Source organism: Pseudomonas sp. LBUM1658 (assembly GCF_059716055.1).
The window spans coordinates 1,700,473-1,722,624 of the sequence record NZ_CP166798.1 but is presented as its reverse complement, the minus strand read 5'-3'; the positions used below and the strand labels follow the sequence as shown (position 1 = coordinate 1,722,624).

6 protein-coding genes are annotated in these 22,152 nt (G+C 62.6%); 2 read left to right on the top strand and 4 right to left on the bottom strand.

Annotated elements, in window-relative coordinates; translation table 11 throughout:
* Window positions 1-11: 11 nt before the first annotated feature.
* Window positions 12-15,524, bottom strand: a complete 15,513-nt coding sequence (locus ACA064_RS07850; RefSeq protein ID WP_497672861.1) for a non-ribosomal peptide synthetase — start codon at window positions 15,522-15,524, stop codon at window positions 12-14.
* A 330-nt stretch (window positions 15,525-15,854) separates the two neighbouring features.
* Window positions 15,855-16,589 carry a thioesterase II family protein gene (locus tag ACA064_RS07845; RefSeq protein WP_497672860.1) on the bottom strand — a complete coding sequence of 245 codons (735 nt, stop codon included), beginning with the start codon at window positions 16,587-16,589 and terminating at the stop codon, window positions 15,855-15,857.
* 131 nt (window positions 16,590-16,720) lie between these two features.
* Between ACA064_RS07845 and ACA064_RS07840 the strand changes: the two genes are divergently transcribed.
* Window positions 16,721-17,854, top strand: a complete 1,134-nt coding sequence (locus ACA064_RS07840; RefSeq protein WP_497672859.1) for a cupin-like domain-containing protein — start codon at window positions 16,721-16,723, stop codon at window positions 17,852-17,854.
* A gap of 277 nt (window positions 17,855-18,131) precedes the next feature.
* Here ACA064_RS07840 and ACA064_RS07835 read toward each other — a convergent pair whose 3' ends face one another.
* Window positions 18,132-19,304, bottom strand: a complete 1,173-nt coding sequence (locus tag ACA064_RS07835; RefSeq protein ID WP_497672858.1) for an MFS transporter — start codon at window positions 19,302-19,304, stop codon at window positions 18,132-18,134.
* A gap of 271 nt (window positions 19,305-19,575) precedes the next feature.
* Here ACA064_RS07835 and ACA064_RS07830 point away from each other — a divergent pair, with 271 nt between their 5' ends.
* The gene (locus ACA064_RS07830; RefSeq protein WP_497672857.1) at window positions 19,576-21,417 is read left to right on the top strand and encodes a glycoside hydrolase family 15 protein; all 1,842 of its coding nucleotides are present in this window, start codon (window positions 19,576-19,578) and stop codon (window positions 21,415-21,417) included.
* Window positions 21,418-21,485: 68 nt separating this feature from the next.
* On the opposite strand, the gene ACA064_RS07825 is transcribed toward ACA064_RS07830, so the two are convergent.
* Window positions 21,486-21,911, bottom strand: a complete 426-nt coding sequence (locus ACA064_RS07825; protein WP_497672856.1) for a hypothetical protein — start codon at window positions 21,909-21,911, stop codon at window positions 21,486-21,488.
* Between the last annotated feature and the right edge of the window lie 241 nt (window positions 21,912-22,152).

Here is a 22,152-nt window from a genome sequence, read left to right as displayed (position 1 = left end):
CGTGGTCCTCGTTAGGAAATCAGTTTTTCAAGTTCATCTGCTGATAAACGATTGAGGGCCTCCAAGGATTTAGCCAAAACATCGTGAACAGGCTGCAAATCCGGTTGCAGGGCTTGCACCGCCTGGCTGAAGCCGTTCAGATCGGCGCTGTTGAACAGGGTCTTGATCGGTATCTCCAGGCCCAATTGCTCGCGCACCCGCAACGTCACCTGAGTAGCCAGCAAGGAGTGCCCGCCCAGTTCGAAGAAGTTGTCGCCAAGGCCGATTCGCTCAAGCTTGAGCACCTCGCCCCAGATCGCGGCAAGCTGTTGCTGCAAGGCCGTGACCGGCGCCACATATACTTGCTGCTGCAGGCTGACATCGGGTTTGGGCAAGGCCTTTCGATCCAGCTTGCCGTTGGCGCTCAACGGCATCTGCGGCAACAGCAGCACGTGGCTGGGCACCATGTAGTCCGGCAAGGACTGCCCGACATGTGCCTTGAGCTCGGCAACCAGCTCCTGGCTCTGATGTTCCATCGATGGCTCATCGACCGGCACCACATAGGCGGCCAACAGCAAGCCGTCCACGGCCACCACCACTGTTTCACGAACCTTTTCATGCTCCAGCAGGCGCGCCTCGATCTCACCCAGTTCGATCCGCAGACCGCGCAGCTTGACCTGATGGTCGATCCGCCCGGCGTACTCGATCATGCCGTTGGCGCGATAGCGCGCCAGGTCTCCGCTGCGGTACAGGCGCTCGCCGTCGCCCACCGGGCTGACCACGAAGCGTTCGGCGGTCAGCGTCGGACGCCGGTGATATCCGCGAGCCAGGCCCTGGCCCCCGAGGTACAGCTCACCCAGCACACCGACCGGCACCGGTTCTAGGTTGGCGTCGAGGATGTAGCAACTCAGGTTGGCAATCGGCTGGCCGATCGGCACGCTGTCGCGGCCTTCTTCGACACAGGTCCAGTGAGTGACGTCGATGGCGGCTTCGGTCGGGCCATAGAGGTTGTACAGGCCGGCATTCGGCAACTTGCTGAACACCTGCTGCTGGGCATCCGCCGGCAAGGCTTCGCCACTGCAGACGATCCGCTTCAGGCTCAGGCAGGTGGCGACCTCGGCGTCCTGCAGGAACGCCTGCAGCATCGACGGCACGAAATGCAAGGTGCTGACCTGCTCGCGCCTGATCAGCTCCACCAGCCGCGCCGGATCGCGGTGATCGCCCGGCGCGGCCAGCACCAGACGCGCACCGGTCATCAGTGGCCAGAAGAACTCCCAGACCGACACGTCGAAACTGAACGGGGTCTTTTGCAGCACCGTATCCTGCGCGTCGAGACCGTAGGCGTCCTGCATCCAGCACAGCCGGTTGGTCAGCGCCGAGTGGCGGTTGCCGGCGCCTTTGGGTTTGCCGGTGGAGCCCGAGGTGTAGATCACGTAAGCGAGGTTTTCCCCCTCGACCGTGATGTCCGGGTTGTCTGGCGAACAGGCGTCCAGCCAGTCGCCCGGCTGATCCAGCACCAGGGTTTGAACGCCGGGCGCCAGGGGAAGGCTGTCGACCAGTGTCGCTTGGGTCAGCAGCAACTCGACGCCGCTGTCCTCGATCATGTAACGCAGACGATGCTGCGGGTAGTCCGGGTCCAGCGGCACATAAGCGCCTCCGGCCTTGAGGGTCGCCAGCAACCCGATCACCATCTCGATCGAACGCTCCACGGCAATCCCCACCAGGCTTTCCGGCCCCACGCCCAACTCGATCAGCTTGTGCGCCAGGCGGTTGGCCCGGGCATTGAGCTGGGCGTAGTTCAGCCGGGTTCCAGCAAATGCCAGCGCCTCGGCATTCGGGGTTTTCAGCACCTGAGCCTCGATCAACTGCTGGATGCTGCTGGCCAGCGGATAAGGGGTATTGGTAGCGTTCCATTCGCCCACGATCAATTGCCGCTCGGCCTCACCCAACAGCTTGATCTCGCCCAGCAACTGATCGGAGTCGGACTCGGCCATCTGTTGCAGCAGCTGCTGCAGATGGGCTGCCAGTCGTTCGATCACCTGCGGGCTGAAATGCTCGCGGCCATAGGCGAATTGCAGTGACAGGGTTTCCCCCAGATCCACCAGTACCGTCAACGGGAAGTTGGTCTGTTCCTGGCTGGTGACCTGACCGAAGCTCATCCCTTGCGGCGCACCTTTTTCCAGCGCCGCGGACACCGGGTAGTTCTCGAACACCAGCAAGCTGTCGAACAGGCCTTCACCGCCCTGCCCGGCCCAGCGCTGGATATCGAACAATGGCGTGTGCTCGAGCTCGCGCAACCTGAGGTTCAGCGCCTGCACGTCCTGCAGCCAGGCGCCGAGCTGCTGCTCCGGACGTGGACTGGCAATGACCGGCAAGGTGTTGATGAACAGCCCGACTTGCTGCTCGACCCCCGGCAGGTCGGTCGGACGCCCCGACACCGTCGCGCCGAACGCCACGGTCTGCTGACCGGTATAACGCTGCAGCAGCAACAGCCACGCGCCTTGCACCAGGGTGTTGAGCGTAATTTTCCGGGCGCGGGCGAAGGCTTCCAGACGACGAGTCTGCCCGGCCTCGAGCAATTGCAGATGATTGCCATGACCGCTGACTGGCGCTGCCTGCGCGCTATCGCTGCAGCTGCGGGCCAGCCGGGTCGGTTCGTCCAGCTGGGCCAACTGCGCTTTCCAGAAGGTTTCGCTGGCCTGCGCGTCCTGGCGTTGCAGCCAGGCAATATAGTCGCTGTAACGCCCGGTCCGGCTCTGCGGGACTTGCCCGCTGTAGCGTTGCAGCACCTCGCCGAGCAACTGCGAATTGCTCCAGCCATCCATCAGAATATGGTGACTGGTGTAGATCAACTCATGGCTGTCGTCGCCGGTGCGCACCAGCACCAGGCGCAACAACGGCGCCACGGCAAGGTCCAGGCCGGCCTGCAATTGCTCTTCGGCCAAGGCCTCCAGCGCCTGCGGCAGGTCGGCCTGGCCACGCCAGTCATGGACGATGAAGGGTAGCTCGGCATGCCGTTGCACGATCTGCAGCGGCTGCTCCTGCTGGCTCGGCCAGATGAAGCGGGTCCGCAGCACTTCGTGAGCTTGCACGGTGTCTTGCCAGGCGGCGCGGAAACCTTCGACATTCAGCCCCTGCACGGTGACGCGCATCTGGTTGATGTAGTCGCCGCCACCTTGTTCGTAGAGGCTATGGAACAGCATGCCTTGCTGCATCGGCGACAACGGATAGATATCCTCGATGTCCCGGGCCGGCAACGGCAGGTCATTCAGCTGCTGCTGGTGCAGACGCGCCAGGGGGAAGTCCGCAGGCGTTACACCACCGTTGGCGGTCTCGCGGCAATAGGCAATCAGCGTCGCCAGTTCGCTGGCGTAGTCATCGGCCAGATGCTGGATGGTCTGCTCGTCGAACATCTGCCGACTGAAGCTCCAGTCCAGGCTCAACTCGCCGCCATAGACCTGACCGTTGAGTGACAGCCAGTTGCTCAATGGTGCGGCATCGCTCTGCTCGGCGCCGGCCTGCTCGCTGGCCGGCACGAACAGCGAGTGCTCATCGAACTGCTGGTCAAACTGGCCCAGGTAATTGAAGGTGATGCGTGGCCTGGCCAGATTGCCCAGTGCCGTTTGGGTCGTGGCATCTCCCAGGTAACGCAAGGCACCGAAACCGAGACCTTTACCGGGGATCGCCCGCAGCTGCTCCTTGATCGCCTTGATCGAAGCGTCGAGGGTCGCCTGGGGAGTCAAGCGCACCGGGTACAAGCTGGTGAACCAACCGACCGTGCGAGTCAGGTCGAGATCGTCGAACAGCTCCTCGCGGCCATGGCCTTCCAGTTCAATCGAGGTCTCGGCCTGCCCGGTCCAGCGACAGATCACCCGCGCCAGGGCAGTCAACAATAGATCGTTGACCTGGGTCCGGTAAGCGGCCGGGGCCTCTTGCAGCAATTGTCGGGTCAGACCCGGATCAAGACGCGTCTGCACGATCGCCAAGTGGCGGTTTACCAGGCTGCCCTGAGGGTGGTCGCAGGGCAGTTCGGCAGCAGCGCCCTGGGTCTGCCAATAGCCGAGCTCGCGTTGCAGTTCGGCGCTTTGCCCGTGAACCTGCAAACGTTCGGCCCAGGCCTTGAACGCATTGCTCTTGAGCGGCAGCTTGACGGCCTGCCCGAGCACTCGCTGTGCATAAGCACTCTGCAAGTCTTCGAGCAAAATGCGCCAGGACACACCGTCCACCGCCAAGTGGTGAATCACCAACAACAAACGCTGACTGCCATCGGCCATCTGCGCCAACAGGGCACGCAACAAGGGGCCTCGTTGCAGATCGAGGGAACGCTGGGCCTCGGCGCACGCGGCCTGAAGCTGATCGGCATCGGCCACTTCGGTTTGCCAGAGCAGCTGTACGGTCTGCTCAACCGGCAGGTGACTCGCCTGCCAGCCGGCTTGCGCCTGGCTGAAGCTCAGTCGCAGGGCATCGTGATGACTCAGCAGCGCCTGCAACGCTTGCTCAAGGGCCTCGGAATGCAGCCTCTGCGCCGGATTCAGCAACAACGACTGGTTCCAGTGATGACGCTCAGGGATGTCCTGGGCGAAGAAGTCATACTGGATCGGCAGCAGCGCAGTCGCCCCGCTGACCGCTCGCTGATCCACCAGCGCGCCGGCTTGGGAAACTTGAGCGACTCGCGCCAGCCCTTGCACTGTCTGGTGCTGGAACAGTTCCTTGGCGCTGAAGTGGATGCCGGCGGCACGGGCACGGCTCACCACCTGGATGGAGACAATGGAGTCACCGCCCAGCTCGAAGAAGTTGTCGGTGATACCGACCTGTTCGAGCTTGAGCACTTCTTGCCAGATGTCGACCAGGCTCTGTTCCATCGAGTTGGCTGGCGCCCTGTAGCCCTGCTGCGCTGCCGTGACATCCGGTTCCGGCAGGGCCTTGCGGTCCAGTTTGCCGTTCGGCGTCAGCGGTAACTGTTCGAGAAACACCAGGTGCGCGGGCAGCATGTAATCCGGCAAGGTTTCCTTGAGCCAGGCGCGCAGGCCTTCCTCAAGTTCCGGCTCTGCCTGGACCGGCACCAGGTAACCCACGAGCTGCGTGCCACTGCCGCCCTCCCGGGCAACCACCACTGCTTCATGGACCCGAGCATGTTCGAGCAGACGCTTTTCGATTTCCCCCAGCTCGATGCGGAAACCACGGACCTTGATCTGATGATCGACCCGTCCCAGGTATTCAATCTCGCCACTGGGCTGGTAACGCACCAGATCTCCGGTGCGATACATCCGCTCAGCGAGTTCGCTGAACGGGTTGGGCACGAAGCGTTCGGCGCTCAAGTCAGGCCGCAGCAGATAACCCCGGGCAATCCCCGCGCCCGCCAGATACAGCTCGCCGACGACGCCCAGCGGTACCGGCTGCAGCCGCGCATCAAGCACGTAGCTGCGGGTGCCGGCAATCGGTCGGCCGATGCTCGGCTGTCCACCAGCCACCCGCCGTACATAAGTCGAGTAGGTGGTGTCTTCGGAAGGTCCGTAGAGATCGTAGACATGGGCCAGCTGCCGATGACTGTAAAGCGCATCCACCAGCGGCTGCTTGAGCGGTTCGCCGGCCAGGTTGATGATCCGCACACTCTCGGGAATCTGCCCGGCCTGGTGCAAGGCGGCAATCGCCGAAGGCACGGTATTGATCAGGGTCACCCGATCGCGAGCCGGCAGCTCGGGCAGTTCCAGGGCATTTTGCGCAAGGACGAAGAAGCCGCCGCCAGCGAGGGTGACAAACAGTTCCCAGACCGACAGGTCGAAGCAGATCGAAGTGGAGGCCAGCACGCCTTCCAGTTCATGGCTGGAATAAACCTGATGGGCCCAGTGAATCAGCGCCACCGCATTGCGATGGGTAATCGCCACGCCCTTGGGTTTGCCGGTGGAGCCCGAGGTGTAGATCACATAGGCAAGGTTGTCGGGACCGGCGCAAGGCGCGAGGTTTTGGGTGTCGAGTCCCTGCTCGTCGCTGTCCGGTTCGACTGCCAGCACCTCGAGGCCCTCGGCGGCCATAGTCGCCAACGGCCCATCGACACCCACCAGCAGCAGCCGTGCCTGGCTGTCCTGCAGCATGTACGCCAGGCGCTCGGCCGGGTATTGCGGGTCCAGCGGGACATAGGCGCCACCCGCTTTCAACACCGCCAGCAAGGTGACGATCATTTCCACCGAACGCGGCAAAGCGATACCGACCCGCACCTCAGGGCCAACCCCGCGTTCCCGCAGATGAAGTGCCAGGCGGTTGGCTCGGGCATTGAGCTGACCATAGCTGAGCTGCTGTTCGCCGAAGATCATTGCCAGCTTGTCGGGGGTCGCCAACACTTGGGCCTCAACCAATTGATGAATGCAGTGCTCGGTCGAATGTTCCAGCTCGTTGCTGTTCCAGTCGTGCACGATCATCTGCTGCTCGGGTGAGTCGAGCAGCGGCAACTCGGCAATCTGCCGGGTCGGATCGGCGACTATCGCCCGCAACAGATTCAGCCAATGTCGCGCGAGTTGTTCAACGGTGCGGCGCTCGAACAGATCGGTGGCGTAGGTCAGGGAAGCGCATAGCCCGTCCTCTACCTCACCGGTGTCCAGCGTCAGGTCGAACTGGGCGGCGCCGCTATCCCAGGCGATGCCCTCGATGCGCAAGCCCGGCAGTTCGATCGGTTGGCGCTCGAGGTTCTGATGGTTGAACAGCACCTGGAACAGCGGGCTATGGCTCAGGCTGCGTTGCGGCTGCAGCGCGTCCACCAACTGTTCGAACGGCAAGTCCTGATGAGCCTGAGCCTCAAGCACCGTCTGGCGAACCTGTTGCAACAAGTGCTTGAAGTCTTGCTGCCCATCAACCTCGGTACGTAATACCTGGGTGTTGACGAAGAAGCCAAGCAAGCCTTCGGTCTCGACCCGGTTGCGGTTGGCCACCGGCACGCCGACGCGGATATCGCTCTGCCCGCTGTAGCGGTGCAGCAAGGTCTGGAACGAGGCCAGCAACAGCATGAACAGCGTGCTGCCTTCACGTCGGGCCAACGCCTGCAAGGCCTCGGCCAGCTCGCGGTCCAGCTGGAAATCCAGACGGGCGCCACGGAAACTCTGCTGGGCCGGGCGCGGGAAGTCGAACGGCAACTCCAGTACCGGCTGCTCGCCCGCCAGTTTTACGCTCCAGTAGGCCAACTGGCGCTGACTCTCGCCATCACTCATCCATTGGCGTTGCCATACGGCATAGTCGGCGTACTGCAACAGCATAGGCGCCAGGGCAACGGCTCGCCCTTCGCTATAACCGGCATAGAGTCGCACCAGCTCATCGACCATCAGCTGCATCGACCAGCCATCCGAGACGATGTGATGCTGGGTGATCACCAGCACATGCTGCTCCGCCCCCAGCGTCAGCAGCTTGACCCGTAATAGAGGCCCGGCGAGCAGGTCGAATGGACGCTGGATCTCGTCTTCCACTCGTTCCTTGATCGCCTGCTGATCCGCCAGCGACTCGCGTTCGATTTGCAGCGTCAGTGACGGCGCAATGACTTGCAAGGTGCACTCTCCTTGCTCGACGAAGGTCGTGCGCAAGGATTCATGACGCTCCACCAGGGTCTGCAGACTGCGCTGCAGCGCATCGATATCCAGACGGCCGCGCAGCTGCAGTGCACAAGGCACATGGTAAGCCGCGCTCTGCGGATCCAGTTGCCAGAGGAACCACTGCCGTTCCTGGGCAAAGGACAGCGCCATCGGCTGGCCGCGCTCCAGGGCGAGCATCGGCAATGCCAGCGTCTGCTGCTGTCGGGCGCACTCGGCGGCAAATGCCTTGAGGGTCGGCTGCTCGAACAGGGCACGCAGCGGCACGTCCAGTTTCAGTTCATGCCGGACCCGCGAAATAACCTGGGTCGCCGACAAGGAGTGGCCGCCTCGCTCAAAGAAGTGATCGGCCAGACCGATCGGTTCGACCTGCAGCACCGTTTCCCAGATGCTCGCCAGCTGCATTTGCAAAGCGCTGCGAGGTGCCTCGTAAGCGTGTTGCGCGAGGCTGAAATCGACAGTTGGCAGGGCCTTGCGGTCGAGCTTGCCGTTGTTGTTCAGCGGCAGGCCGGCCAGCAACAGCAGCTGCGTGGGCACCATGTACTCCGGCAGTGACTGGCGCAGGGCCGCCTTGAGCCCATCGAGGTACTGCTGCTGATGCAGTTCATCAGCCTGCATCAACGCCGGATCACTGGCCACCACATAAGCCACCAGCTGCGCGCCGGTCGGGCTGTTCTGGGCGATGACCGCCGCCTCGCGAACCTGATCCAGGCCTTGCAGGCAGGCTTCGATTTCGCCCATTTCGATGCGCAAGCCGCGAATCTTCACTTGATGATCGATACGCCCGACATACTCCAGGTCACCGGCCGGGTTGTAGCGCGCCAGGTCGCCGCTGCGATACAAACGTGCGCCCGGCTGGCTGGCGAATGGATCGGGCAGGAAGCGTTCGGCGGTCAGCCCTGGTCGGTCGAAATAGCTTTGCGCCAGGCTGGTGGCGGCACCGATGCACAACTCGCCGACCCCACCGGCGGGCAGCAGATTGCCGGCGCTATCGAGGACATACAGCGAGCGTCCGGCAATGGCCCGACCGACAGGAATACCGAAGGCGTCGCTGGCATCTTCCAGGCGGCACTCATGAACGCTGGAAACTACGGTGGCCTCGGTCGGCCCATAGGTGTTGAGCAAACGCACATGACCAAGCCCGGCGACGTGCCACAAGCGCAGACCTTCGACCGACATGGCTTCGCCACCGACATGCACCTGGCGCAACTCGCCGAGGCTACCTGCTCCGCTCGCACACTCCTGGGCCAGCAAATACCAATAGGCCGCCGGCAAGTCAGCCAGGGTCACTCGCTGACGGACGATTTCATCCACCAGTTGCCCGGCATCCCACAGTTCATCGCCGCGCATGATCAGCGCCGCGCCGACGCACAACGGCGGGAAGCACTGCTCGACAAAACCGTCGAAGCTGAAGGTGGCGAACTGCAGCACCCGGTCCCGGGCCGACAGCACGGAATACTCTGCAGCGCTCTGGCAGAATTCGCGCAGGGCCCCGTGATCAATAGCGACGCCCTTGGGTTGACCGGTCGAGCCGGAGGTGTAAATCACATAGGCCAGGTCGTTCACCGCGGCCAGATTCTGCGGATCGCTTTCAGAGTAACCGGCCAGTTCCGCGCCGGAGTGACTGAGGCACAACCCCGTCAACTGCGGCGGCAACGTCAGCTCCTCGAGCAATCCGGACTCCCACAGCAGCAAATCGAGTCGGCTGTCGCCAATCATGTAGGCCAAGCGCTCGGCCGGGTATTTCGGGTCCAGCGGCACGTACGCCGCCCCGGTCTTGAGTACCGCCAACAGGCTGACGATCAGTTGCGGGCCACGGCGCAGCGCCAGCCCGACTCGCTGACCCGGGCCGACCCCGCATTCGAGCAGACGGTGCGCCAGGCGATTGGCCCGGGCATTCAACTGGCCATAACTGAGCGCCTGATCGGCCGTTTGCAGCGCCAGCGCCTCGGGCGTCGCCGCGGCCTGTGCGGCAATCCGCTGATGCACCAGCGCCTGACTTTGCAGCGCCACTTCAGCGCCCGGGTTGCGGCCGAGCACGGCTTGGCGGCCGGCTTCATCGAGCAGTTCCAGAGCACCCAGCCGAGCGTCTGGCATCCGCACCAGTTGCTCCAGCAGATGACTGAGATTGGCCCCCAGCTCAACCACCTGAGCCGCGCTGAACCGCGCCCCGTCGTAGCTGAACTCCAGGCTCAGTCTGGCGCCCAGTTCAATGCCCAGGGTCAATGGATAATGGGTACGTTCATGGTTGCGCATCTCACCGAATTGCAAGCCGGCGGGGGCGCCTTGCTTCAAGGCCTCGGCCACCGGGAAGTTTTCGAACACCAGCAGGCTATCGAACAGCGCGCCCTGCTGCCCGGCCCAGCCTTGAATGTCGTAGAGCGGCACATGCTCGTGCTCACGCAGACTCAGATTCAACGCCTGCAGATCGCTCAACCACTGCGACACTGTCTGGTCCGCAGAGGCGGCACAGATGATCGGCAAGGTGTTGATAAACAGGCCCAGTTGCTGCTCGATTCCCGGCAACGGCGCCGAACGTCCGGCGACCGTGGCACCGAAAGCGACGCAATCCTGGCCGGTGTAGCGCTGCAGTAACAAGCTCCAGGCGGCTTGCAACAGGGTGTTGAGGGTGACTTTCTGCTGCCGGGCAAAGTCGCCAAGTCGCCGGGTCGCCGCGACATCCAGGGCCAAGCGGTATTCGCCGTCGGTGCTGGCGCTGGTCGGGCGGCGTAGCGCTTCGGCCAACAATGTCGGAGTCTGCAGCGGCGCCAGCGCGGCTTTCCAGAAATGCTCGGCGTCCACCGCCGATTGCTGCTGCAACCAGCCAAGGTAATCGCTGAACTGCCCCAGTGGCGCGCCCGGCGTTTGTCCGGCGTAGTGCTGGATCACTTCGGCGAGCAACTGCGCGTTGCTCCAGCCGTCCATCAGGATGTGGTGACTGGTGTAGATCAGCTGCCAGGCGTCAGCACCGGTGCGCACCAGCAGCAGCCGGAACAACGGTGCCGCGCTCAGCTCGAAGCCGCGAAGGCGTTCGGCGTCAGCCAGGGCATCAAGGTCCTGATCCGTCGCCTCGATCACCTGCAGCTGCACATCGATTTGACGATGAATCACCTGATGGGCGACTTCCAGCCCCAGCCAATGAAAACTGCTGCGCAGAATATCGTGGCGATCCAGCGCTGCCTGCCAGGCGCTGGTGAACTTCTGCAGGTCCAGCCCCTGAATATCCAGGCGCAGCTGGTTGATGTAGGCCCCCACTTCGGGCTCATACAAGGTGTGGAACAACATGCCTTGCTGCATCGGCGACAGCGGGTAAATATCCTCGATAACCGCAGCCGCGACCGGCAATGCGTCCAGCTGCGCCTGGCTGATGCGTGCCAACGGGAAGTCAGATGGCGTGGCTTGCCCGGTGGGAGTCAGGCAGCAATGCTCGATCAGCGCCTGGAGTTCCTCGATGTAGGCATCGGCCAGGCGCTGAACGCTGGACTCGGCGAACATCTCCCGGCTGAATCCCCATTGCAACGACAGCTCGCCGCCATAGATCTGGCCTTCCAGCGTCAGCCAGTTGGCCAGCGGCGCCTCGGCATCCTGGGCCTGGCCACTGCTTTCCGGCGCCGGCAGGAACAACGCCGACTCATCGAACTGGCGGTCGAACTGACCCAGGTAGTTGAAGGTGATCCGTGGTGGCGTCAGGCTGCCTAGAGATTCGCGCACCGACGGCTCGCCCAGGTAACGCAGCAGGCCATAACCCAGGCCTTTGCCGGGTACGGCACGCAGTTGCTCCTTCACCGCCTTGATCGAAGTCGACAGCTCGTGGTTCGGCTGCAACCTGACTGGAAACAGGCTGGTGAACCAGCCCAGGGTCCGGGTCAGATCCAGCTCGTCGAACACATCCTCGCGACCGTGACCTTCCAATTGAATCAGCGTGGAATCCTGCCCGCTCCAGCGACAGATGACCCGTGCCAGGGCGGTCAGCAGCAAGTCGTTGACCTGGGTGCGATAGGCCGCTGGCGCGCTTTGCAGCAGTTGCCGGGTCAGTTCCGCATCCAGTCGCGACTGGATTTTTTGCCCGTGACGATTCTGCAGGCCTCCTTGAGGATTATCACAGGGCAGTTCGACCGCGCCCTGGTGCTGCGCCTGCCAGTAAGGCAGCTGTTCGACGAGCTGCGCCGCGTGTTCTTGCAGCTGCCCGGCCCATGCCTGATAGGCGCTGGTCTTGGCCGGCAGGGCCGAGGCGTGGCTGTAAGCCTGCTGCAAATCTTCCAGCAGGATGCGCCAGGACACGCCATCCACCACCAGGTGATGGATCACCAGCAGCAAGCGCTGGCCGCCGTCTTCAAGGTCGACCAACATGGCACGGATCAGCGGCCCCTGCTGCAGATCCAGGCTGCGCTGCGCCTCGTCGCACAAGGCTGACAACGCCTCGACGGAAGCGGCCCGACGCAGCCACAACCCGGACTCGCCGACCGGGGCCGCATGCTGTTGGCGCCAGCCCGTCGGCTCCTGGGAGTAACGCAGGCGCAAGGCATCGTGGTGATTGATCAGCTGCGTCAGCGCCAGTTCCAGCCGCTCGGCGACCAGCACTTCACGCGGAGTCAACAGCAGCGATTGGTTCCAATGCCCGCGTGCCGGGATTGCCTGCTCAAAGAACGCCTGCTGGACCGGGGTCAGGATCACCTCGCCGGTGACCGGCCCCTGGTCGATCAGGTTGAGGTTATCAAACCCGGCCACCCGCGCCAGACTGCGCACACTCTGGTACTGGAACAGATCCCGCGGGCTGATGCGGATCCCCGCCTGGCGGGCGCGACTGACCACTTGAATCGAGACGATAGAGTCGCCGCCCAGCTCGAAAAAATTATCATCGAGGCCGACCCGTTCGAGCCCCAGGACATCGCGCCAGATGGCGGCCAGGGCCTTTTCCATCTCGCTTTCGGGTTCAACGAAACCTTGCTGCGGCGCCGCTTCCGGCTGCGGCAAAGCCTTGCGGTCGAGCTTGCCGTTGGCCGTGACCGGCAGTTTCGGCAAGCTCAGCAGATAGCTCGGCACCATGTATTCCGGCAGGCTGTCGAGCAGCCAGGTCTTCAGATCCTGCTGCCATTGCCCATCGACCTGCGGGCCCTCCAGCACCAGCCAGGCCACCAGATGCCGGGCGTTTTGCACCAGCACCACGGCCTCGCGCACCAGCGGATGCTGCATCAGCCGGGTCTCGATCTCGCCCAGCTCGATCCGCAGGCCACGCAGTTTGACTTGATGATCGAGTCGCCCGAGGTACTCGATCACCCCGTCGAGACGCTGACGCACCCGGTCGCCGGTGCGATACAGCCGCGCCCCGGCCTGGAACGGGCACGGCACGAAGCGTTCGGCACTGAGACCGGGACGTCGGTGATAACTGCGCGCCAGCCCGGCGCCGCCCAGGTACAGCTCGCCCGCCACGCCAGCGGGTACCGGCAACAGCTGAGCGTCGAGTACATAGGTGCGCAAATTTGCGATTGGCCGACCGATCGGCACGCTGTCCGCGCCTTCATCGATGCAGGTCCAGTGAGTGACGTCGATGGCCGCCTCGGTCGGACCGTAGAGGTTGTACAACGCCGCCGCCGGCAACCTGGCGAAGACCTGCTGCTGGGCGTCCAGCGGCAGTGCTTCGCCACTGCAGACAATCCGTTTCAAGCTGACACAGGCGGCGACGCCCGGCTCATGGATGAACGCCTGGAGCATCGAGGGCACGAAGTGCAAGGTGCTGATCCGCTGTTTGCCGATGGTTTCGATCAGCCGCGCCGGCTCGCGATGTTCACCGGGGGCGGCCACCACCAGTCGGGCACCGGTCATCAAAGGCCAGAAGAATTCCCAGACCGACACGTCGAAACTGAACGGGGTTTTCTGCAGGACCGCATCGCTGGCGTCCAGGCCATAGGCCTGTTGCATCCAGCACAGACGGTTAACCAGCGCGGCATGGCTATTGCCGGCGCCCTTGGGTTTGCCGGTGGATCCGGAGGTGTAAATCACATAGGCCAGATTCAGGGGGTTCATTGTGACTTGCGGGCGACTTTCGCTATAGCGATCCAGCCAGTCATCATCGCGGTCGAGGGTGATCACTTTTACCGCTTCGCTCGGCAGGGTCTGCAGCAGCGAGCTTTGCGTCAGCAACAGGGCGATGCCGCTGTCTTCGATCATGTAAGCCAGTCGTTCCCGCGGATATTCCGGGTCCAACGGCACATAGGCTCCGCCTGCTTTCAGAATCGCCAGCAGCCCGATGACCATTTCCAGCGAACGCTCGACAGCGATCCCCACCAGCACATCCGGGCCAACACCCTGTTCGCGCAGCAAATGGGCCAGCTGATTGGCCCGCGCATCGAGCTGCCCGTAGCTCATGTCACTCGCGCCAAACACCAGGGCCGTTGCCTGCGGAGTGCGTTGCGCCTGGTCTTCGATCAACTCATGGATGCAGCGTTCGACCGGGTAGGTTTCCTCGGTGCGATTCCAGTCGTGGACCAGCGCCTGATACTCGCTGGCCTCGAGCATCGGCAGTTCGCCGATGCGCTGGGTCGAATCACCGACCAGCGCCTGCAACAGGTGGGTCCAGTGCCGGGCCATGCGCTCGATGGTGACGGCGTCGAACAGGTCATTGGCATAAGTCAGGGCCGCCTGCAACTTGCCGGACTTTTCGTAAGTGTCGAGGGTCAGGTCGAACTGGGTGGTGCGGCTTTGCCATTCGATCAGGCCCAGCTCCAGGCCGGAAGCGGTGGTCACTGTGGAAATATCCGCCACCAGCGGCTGATGGTTGTACATCACCTGGAACAGCGGCGTGTGGCTCAGGCTGCGTTCCAGCTTGAGCGCTTCCACCAGCCGCTCGAAGGGCAGGTCCTGATGGGCCTGGGCGCCGAGGGCGGTTTCCTTGATATCCAGCAACAGGTCGGCGATCCGGGTCTGACCATTGAGCTGGGTGCGTAGTACCTGGGTGTTGACGAAGAAGCCGATCAGGCCTTCGATTTCCGCGCGGTTGCGGTTGGCGATCGGCACGCCGACCCGGATGTCGTTCTGGCCGGTGTAACGGTGCAGCAGCACGTTGAACGCGCCGAGCAATAACATGAACAGGGTGATGTTGTGCTGCTGCGCGATGGCCCGCAGTTGCTCGGCCAGCCGGCCGTCGATCGCGAATTCATAGCGAGTGCCGCAATAGCTGGGCATCGCCGGACGCGGGTGATCGGTCGGCAACTCCAGCACTGGATGATCAAAGCCCAGTTGCGCTTGCCAGTAGGCCAGTTGCCGCGCCTGCTCACCGGCTTCCAGCCAGCGGCGCTGCCAGAGCGCGTAGTCGCTGTATTGGACCGGTAGCGGCGCCAGTTGCGGTTGGTCGCCACGATCATGGGCGTCGTAACAGCGGATGAACTCGTCGATCAGCACGTTCATCGACCAGCCATCGGAAACGATGTGGTGCAAGGTCAGCAACAAGACGTGCTCTTGCTCGTCGAGCTTGAGCAGCTTGACTCGTAGCAGCGGCCCGACTGAAAGATCGAAGGGCAACAACGACTGCTGCCCTGCTTCGGCCACCACCGACTGCTCGCGCTCGGCGTCCGGCAAGGTACTGAAGTCGAGCTGCTCGATAGCCAATGACGCTTGCGCCGGGACCTGTTGCAGGCTGTCGTCGGGCTGACGCTGAAACACCGTGCGCAAGGTTTCATGCCGCGCCACCAGACTGGCGAACGCCTGCTCCATGGCCGGCAGATTCAACTGCCCTTTCAGGCGCACCGCGCCTGGAAGGTTATAGGCACCGCTCTGCGGATCCAGCTGCCAGAGAAACCACATGCGCTGCTGGGCGTATGACACTGCTTGACGATCCTGCGCCTCGACCCCCGCCGGAATCGGCAGCTGAGCGAAATCCACGCCCTCCTTCTGCAAGGCGGCCAGAAAAATCCGGCGCTTTTCCAGGGGCAACCCGATAAACCGGCGAGCGAGTTTCAAGGAGTCATCAGCATTCATTTCTTAGCATCCGGATCAATAGGCAGGAAGCACAAAGGCACGTCGTCCCTATAAAACGAATGCAGTCGGGAAAAATTAGCGGGTGAGAACAAGTATCAGAAGGGAGGGTAAACGTGCTGCCAAAGCAGCTGGAATCGGGGTGTAGCGAAGAATGAAGGTCGGACACAGAACCTGTGGCGAGGGAGCTTGCTCCCGCTGGGTTGCGAAGCGACCCTAAAATCAGTCACCGCGAACCTTCAGATATAACGCAGGTGCAGGCTTTACGACTGCTTCGCAGCCGAGCGGGAGCAAGCTCCCTCGCCACAGATATCACCGAACTGAAGCATCGCGTTAACCGACTGACGCCAAGGCATGACGCCGGTGATGGATTTCCAGGTGACTCTTGATCATCCGCAGGACCTTGGCTTCATGCTCGTGGATGAAGAAGTGCCCACCGGCGAGCATATCTACCGAAAAACTGCCCTGGGTTTCCTTGCACCAGCCGATCAGCTGTTCGGTACTGGCCCGGTCCGTCGTGCCGCCGAGCACATGCACCGGGCATTTGAGCAGCGGTCGGGGCGTCGGATTGAAACTGCCGCACAACAGAAAGTCGGCGCGCAGCACGGGTAAGGTCAGGCTCATCAACTCTTCATTGGCCAGCACTTCTTCGCTGGTACCTTCAAGGGTGCGCAGCTGGTCGATCAACTGTGCATCGGTTTTCGGCACGGAAAGCTCTCGATCATATTCCGTGCGCTGGGTTGGCGCCGCGGTACCCGACGGGAACAACGCCACCGGCTCCGGACACCCCAGCGCACGCAGGGCATGGGCCATCTCGCAGGCCAGCAAGGCACCCAGGCTATGACCGAACAAGGCATACGGCGCCCGCAACGTGGGCATGCATTCCTTGGCCAGTTGCAGCGCCAGGGTGCGCATGTCGGTCTGTAATGCTTCGTCAAAACGTGCGCCGCGCCCCGGCAGCTCCACCGGTTGCAACTGCAGCCACTGCGGCAGCTTGCTCCGCCAGCGGCTATAGACCATGGCGCTGGCCCCGGAATACGGCAGGCACAGCAGTGTCAGCTTGGTCACCGCGGTTACCTCATTAAATTGTCTGTAACAAAGGAACGGATAAAGGGCCGGACGAATTAGTCACAGGGACATAAATTTCCCGGATGCGCACTCGTTCCCTGTTCAGACCAAAACCAACAAGAGGCATCGTCGTGGACCTGCAGACCATCCTGTCAAAGCTGTTTGCCAATGCCGGCGCGGTTGGCATCGAAGGCGTCTTTCAGTTCGTGTTCGCCCCGCAGTTGGCGTTCTGGTCCGAGGTCAAGGCGCACAGCCGCACTGAAGCCGGTCGCCACTCCAATCCCGACGTCACCATCGAGGTGGCGGAAAAGGACTTCCTGGGAATCATGGGTGGCGTGGCCAATGTCGAGGAACTGTTCGCCAGCGGTCGACTGAAGATCGGCGGCAACATGGGCTTGGCGACGATGCTGCCGCAGATCATCGATCATGCGCGCCAGGGCGGTGGCAAGGTCGAGAAAGTCGACATGAACAAGCGCTATCCGACCCCGCCGCGCTTCAGCGAAAAGATTTCCGCCAGCCTGCCGACCCAGCGCACGGTGGAACGCCGGCCGCGCAGTGAAGTGTCGGTCAGCGAGTTCCAGCGGCGCTACCTGCCCTATGGCATCCCGCTGGTGATCAGCGATGCCTTGCAGGACTGGCCGCTGTTCAAACTCAGTCGCGAAGAGTCGCTGGTGCATTTCGCCGAGCTGCAAGGCATCACTCGCCATGGCGACTACGTGAAAAAAACCTTCTCCACCGAACGCGACTTCCGCTCCACCTCCATGGCCGACTTCATCGCCTCGCTGGAGACCCCGGCGGTCAAAGGCGCCAATGGCGAGCCGCCGGCCTATATGGGCAACAACATCCTGCCGGCGCAATTGATGGAGCAGATCAACTACCCGCCCTACTTCGAGCAGTCGTTGTTCATTGCCCCGCGAATCTGGATCGGCCCCAAAGGCACCCTGACCCCGCTGCACCGCGATGACACCGACAATCTATTCGCCCAGGTCTGGGGCCAGAAAACCTTCACCCTCGCTGCCCCCCACCATCGCGAGGCACTGGGCACCTGGTCGACTTCGCCAGAGGGCGGGCTCGATGGTTGCGAAGTCAACCCGGATGCGCCCGACTATCGGCGCTTCCCCGCCTCCCGCGATGTGACCTTCCTGCGGGTGACCCTGCAAGCCGGCGATTTGCTGTTTCTGCCCGAGGGCTGGTTTCATCAGGTCGAATCGGTATCGACTTCCCTGTCGGTGAATTTCTGGGTGAACTCGGCGCGCGGTTGGTAAACCGGCCTTCTTCGGGGGGAAACTTCCAAAGGCCGCCGGGTGCAGATCCTGTGGCGAGGGGGCTTGCCCCCGCTCGGCTGCGAAGCAGTCGTAAATACGGCTGATGTGTTCTACCTGAAAAACCGCGATTGCTGGTTTTGGGGCCGCTTCGCGACCCAACGGGGCGATGCGGCGTTCCGACAAGCCCCCTCGCCACAAGTAGAGTGCCCGGGGCTTAGTCTTCTTAACTGACTGGCATTGAGGAAACCCCAATCCCACAGGGACAAGCACTGACCACTCAACCCAGGCGTCGAAAGCTCAGGATCGCCGCGCCCAGGACCACGACCCCCGCCACCAGCGCCACCCAGAACCCGCTGCGGGCACCGAAGGCATCCACCAGCCAGCCCGAGCCGGCTGCGCCGATCGCCACCCCGATGCTTAAGCCAGTGACCAGCCAGGTCAGGCCTTCAGTAAGCTTGGCCGGCGGCACCAGGTTCTCCACCAACGCCATGGCCACGATCAAGGTCGGGGCAAAAAACAGTCCGGAGACGAACACCGCCATCGACAGGCCAAAAATATCGCTGGCCAATAGCAGCGGCAGCGTGGTCACCGCCGTAGCGACGCCCCCATACAGAAACAACCGCGGCAACGGGATGTCCAGTTTTAACGCACCGAAGACCAGCCCGGCCAGACACGAACCGATGGCGTACACCGACAGCACGATACTCGCGGCCGCTGGCTGGCCCTGTTGATGGGCAAAGGCCACGCTGACCACATCGACCACGCCGACGATAGTGCCCAGGGCAACCATCAACAGGCAGAGCAGACGAATCGCCCCTGAGCGAATGATCGAGCCACGGTCTTGATCCTCATGGGGATGCACCGGCGGCTCGGTTCCGCGCTGCAAGACAAACGCCGTCATGCCGACCGCCAGCATCAGCAACGCCGCCAGCGGACCGGCCTCGGGAAATGCCACCACGCACAACCCCACCGACAACGGCGGGCCAACGATAAAACACACCTCGTCCAGCACCGACTCCAGCGCATAGGCCGTCTGCAACTGCGGCTGGCCGCGATACAACTCGGTCCAGCGCGCCCGGACCATCGCCGACATGCTCGGCATGCACCCGGCCAGCGCAGCGAAAACAAACAGCGTCCAGCTCGGCGCCTGCAAGCGGGTGCAAAGCAACACCATCAACAACGCCCCACCACCGACCAGCGCCGACACTGGCAGCACCCGGCCCTGACCGAAACGATCGACCATGCGCGATACCTGGGGCGCACACAGCGCCGTGGCCAGGGCAAAGGTTGCCGCCACCGACCCCGCCAGCGCGTAACCGCCCTGTAATTGCGCGAGCATGGTGATCAGCCCGATGCCAGTCATGGAGATCGGCATCCGCGCGATCATCCCCGCCAGCACAAAGGCTCTGGCACCGGGGGCGTTGAATAACTCGCGATAGGGGTTTGCCATCTGGTTCCAGCCTCATCAGGGGCTTGCAACTTGCCACAAACCGCAATTGCGCAGAAGCAAAGATCAAAAGATCGCAGCCTGCGGCAGCTCCTACGAGGGATTTGCGTTTACCCGCGACATTGCAGGTGGACGCGATCGGCGTAGGAGCTGCCGCAGGCTGCGATCTTTTCGGCTTCACGCGCACCTGCAGGTCAAATCAACCACCTGGACCTGAACTCTGCCCTCCACCACCAGTCAGCTAATTAGGCCCTCTATACGGAGTTCCATGGCAATGGCTGCCCCTCATTCAGAACGACAAAGCACCGAACGACAGAGTCCGATCGATGCCCATGGCATCATCGGCGACATGCGCAGCGCGGCATTGGTCAACGACAAGGGCAGCATCGACTTCCTCTGCTGGCCGGAATTCGATAGCCCATCGATTTTCTGTTCCCTGCTCGACTCTCCGACCGCGGGGATTTTCCAACTGGCGCCGGATCTGCCCGATGCCCGACGTGAGCAGATTTATCTGCCCGACACCAACGTGCTGCAAACCCGCTGGTTGAGCGAACGCGCCGTGGTCGAGGTCACCGATCTGCTGAGCATCAGCGACAGCGAGGATGATTTGCCGCTGTTGATCCGCCGGGTGCGAGTGGTCAGCGGCAAAGCCAGCATTCGCATGCATTGCGCGGTGCGTCACGATTACTCCCGAGCAAGCACCAGGGCACGGATGGAAGGTTCGGATGTGTGCTTCGAGGCGCCCGCTCAACCCGGTTTACGTCTGGCTTCAAGCCACCCGCTGCAGATCGACGAACACGCCGCCAGCGCCGAATTCGTGCTCGAACTGGACCAGTGCGCCGAATTCATCCTCGGCGCAATCGACGACCCGCGGGTGCAGCCGGGGTGCAGCGAGCTGTGCCTGGAGCGCACCCTGAAGTTCTGGCGGGACTGGATCGGCCACTCCAACTATCGCGGCCGCTGGCGGGAAATGGTCAACCGTTCGGCGCTGGCGCTAAAGCTGCTGACCTCGCGCAAACACGGGGCAATCCTTGCCGCCGCCACCTTCGGCCTGCCGGAAACCCCGGGTGGCGAACGCAACTGGGATTACCGCTATACCTGGATCCGCGACGCCTCATTTACCGTCTACGCCTTCATGCGCCTGGGCTTCGTCGACGAAGCCAACGCCTATATGCGCTGGCTGCGTGGGCGGGTCAGCGATTGCAGCGGCAAATCGATGAAACTGAACATTCTGTACGCCATCGACGGCCGCCAGGAGTTGCCGGAAATCAAGTTGTCGCACCTGTCCGGCCACGGCAACGCGGCGCCGGTGCGGATCGGCAACCAGGCGTATGAGCAGATCCAACTGGATATTTTCGGCGAGTTGATGGACGCCGTATACCTGGTCAACAAATACGGCGAAGCCATCTCCCACGAAGGCTGGCGGCACACCATCGAGGTGATCGACCAGGTCTGCGAAAGCTGGCAACAGAAAGACGTCGGCATCTGGGAAATGCGTGGCGAACAGCATCATTTTCTGCACTCGCGGCTGATGTGCTGGGTCGCCGTCGACCGCGCCATCCGCCTGGCCTCCAAACGCTCCCTGCCCGCCCCGTTCGCCCGCTGGGACCAGACCCGACAAGCAATCTACGAGGACATCTGGAGCAATTTCTGGAACGAAGAACGCGGGCATTTCGTCCAGCACATTGGCAGTACCAGCCTCGACGGCTCGATGCTGCTGATGCCACTGGTGCGCTTCGTCGCCGCCACCGATCCACGCTGGTTATCGACCCTGCAAGCCATCGAGAAAAGCCTGGTGCGCGCCGGCATGGTCTATCGCTACCGCAACGACGACAGCCAGATCGACGGCCTGCCAGGCACCGAAGGCGCCTTCGCCGCATGCTCCTTCTGGTACGTCGAATGCCTGGCCCGCGCCGGCCAGGTGGAAAAAGCCCACCTGGAATTCGAACAACTGCTGCGCTACGCCAACCCGCTCGGGCTGTACGCCGAAGAGTTCGACAGCCATGCCCGGCACCTGGGCAATACCCCGCAAGCACTGACTCACCTGGCACTGATCAGCGCCGCGAGTTTTCTCGATCGCCGGTTGAGTCGGGAGAAAACCCTTTGGCAGCCGTAAAGGCCTGAACCAGAGACGAAAAAGCCCGGCACAGGGCCGGGCTTCAAACGCATCAACTGATCAGGAAATCAGTCGTGCCTGTGCTTGTTACTCTTGTGGCCGTGCTTGTGCTTCTTGCCGCTGGAATGGCTGTCGTTATCGCTAGCCAGGTTGCTACCCACTGCACCGCCCGCCGCGCCGCCAAGGCCAGCACCGATGGTGGAGCCGGTCGAACCACCGAGCTTGTTACCGATTACCGAACCGCCCGCCGAGCCGATACCACCGCCAATCGCGGCTTCAGTCCTGCTGCCCTTGCGAGCGCCCACGGCACTCCCCGCTGCGCCGCCAACTCCAGCGCCAATCGCTGCACCGGTGCTGCCACCGAGCTGCTGGCCCACCACGTTCCCTAACGCACCACCAAGACCACCGCCAACCGCGGCTGTACCATCGCCTGCCGCCATTGCACCCTGAGCGACCAAAAGCCCAAGAACCATTGTGGGCAATGTTAAACGCATGATGTGAACCTCAAAAAATGCTGGATATTGTAGGAGGGAAAATTCTGGATGATAGCAAGTTACGCACCGGAACCTGCTAAATCCCTGCGAGATGCAGGGGATTGGACATTTTTTGAGGGAATAGTTTTCACACATGCAAAAAAAAGCCCGCTGGGGAACGGGCTGAATGGATTTGCTTTTTAACGGATGGTTTGAGCCTACGCAGCCGCCTGTGAATAATTCGTGAAAGGAATGTCGCTGG

Bases quoted from the DNA above. Each gene is read 5' to 3' on its own strand.
- ACA064_RS07835 (WP_497672858.1), bottom strand. From the start codon at position 19,304: ATGGCAAACCCCTATCGCGAGTTATTCAACGCCCCCGGTGCCAGAGCC.
- ACA064_RS07850 (WP_497672861.1), bottom strand. From the start codon at position 15,524: ATGAATGCTGATGACTCCTTGAAACTCGCTCGCCGGTTTATCGGGTTG.
- ACA064_RS07830 (WP_497672857.1), top strand. From the start codon at position 19,576: ATGGCTGCCCCTCATTCAGAACGACAAAGCACCGAACGACAGAGTCCG.
- ACA064_RS07825 (WP_497672856.1), bottom strand. From the start codon at position 21,911: ATGCGTTTAACATTGCCCACAATGGTTCTTGGGCTTTTGGTCGCTCAG.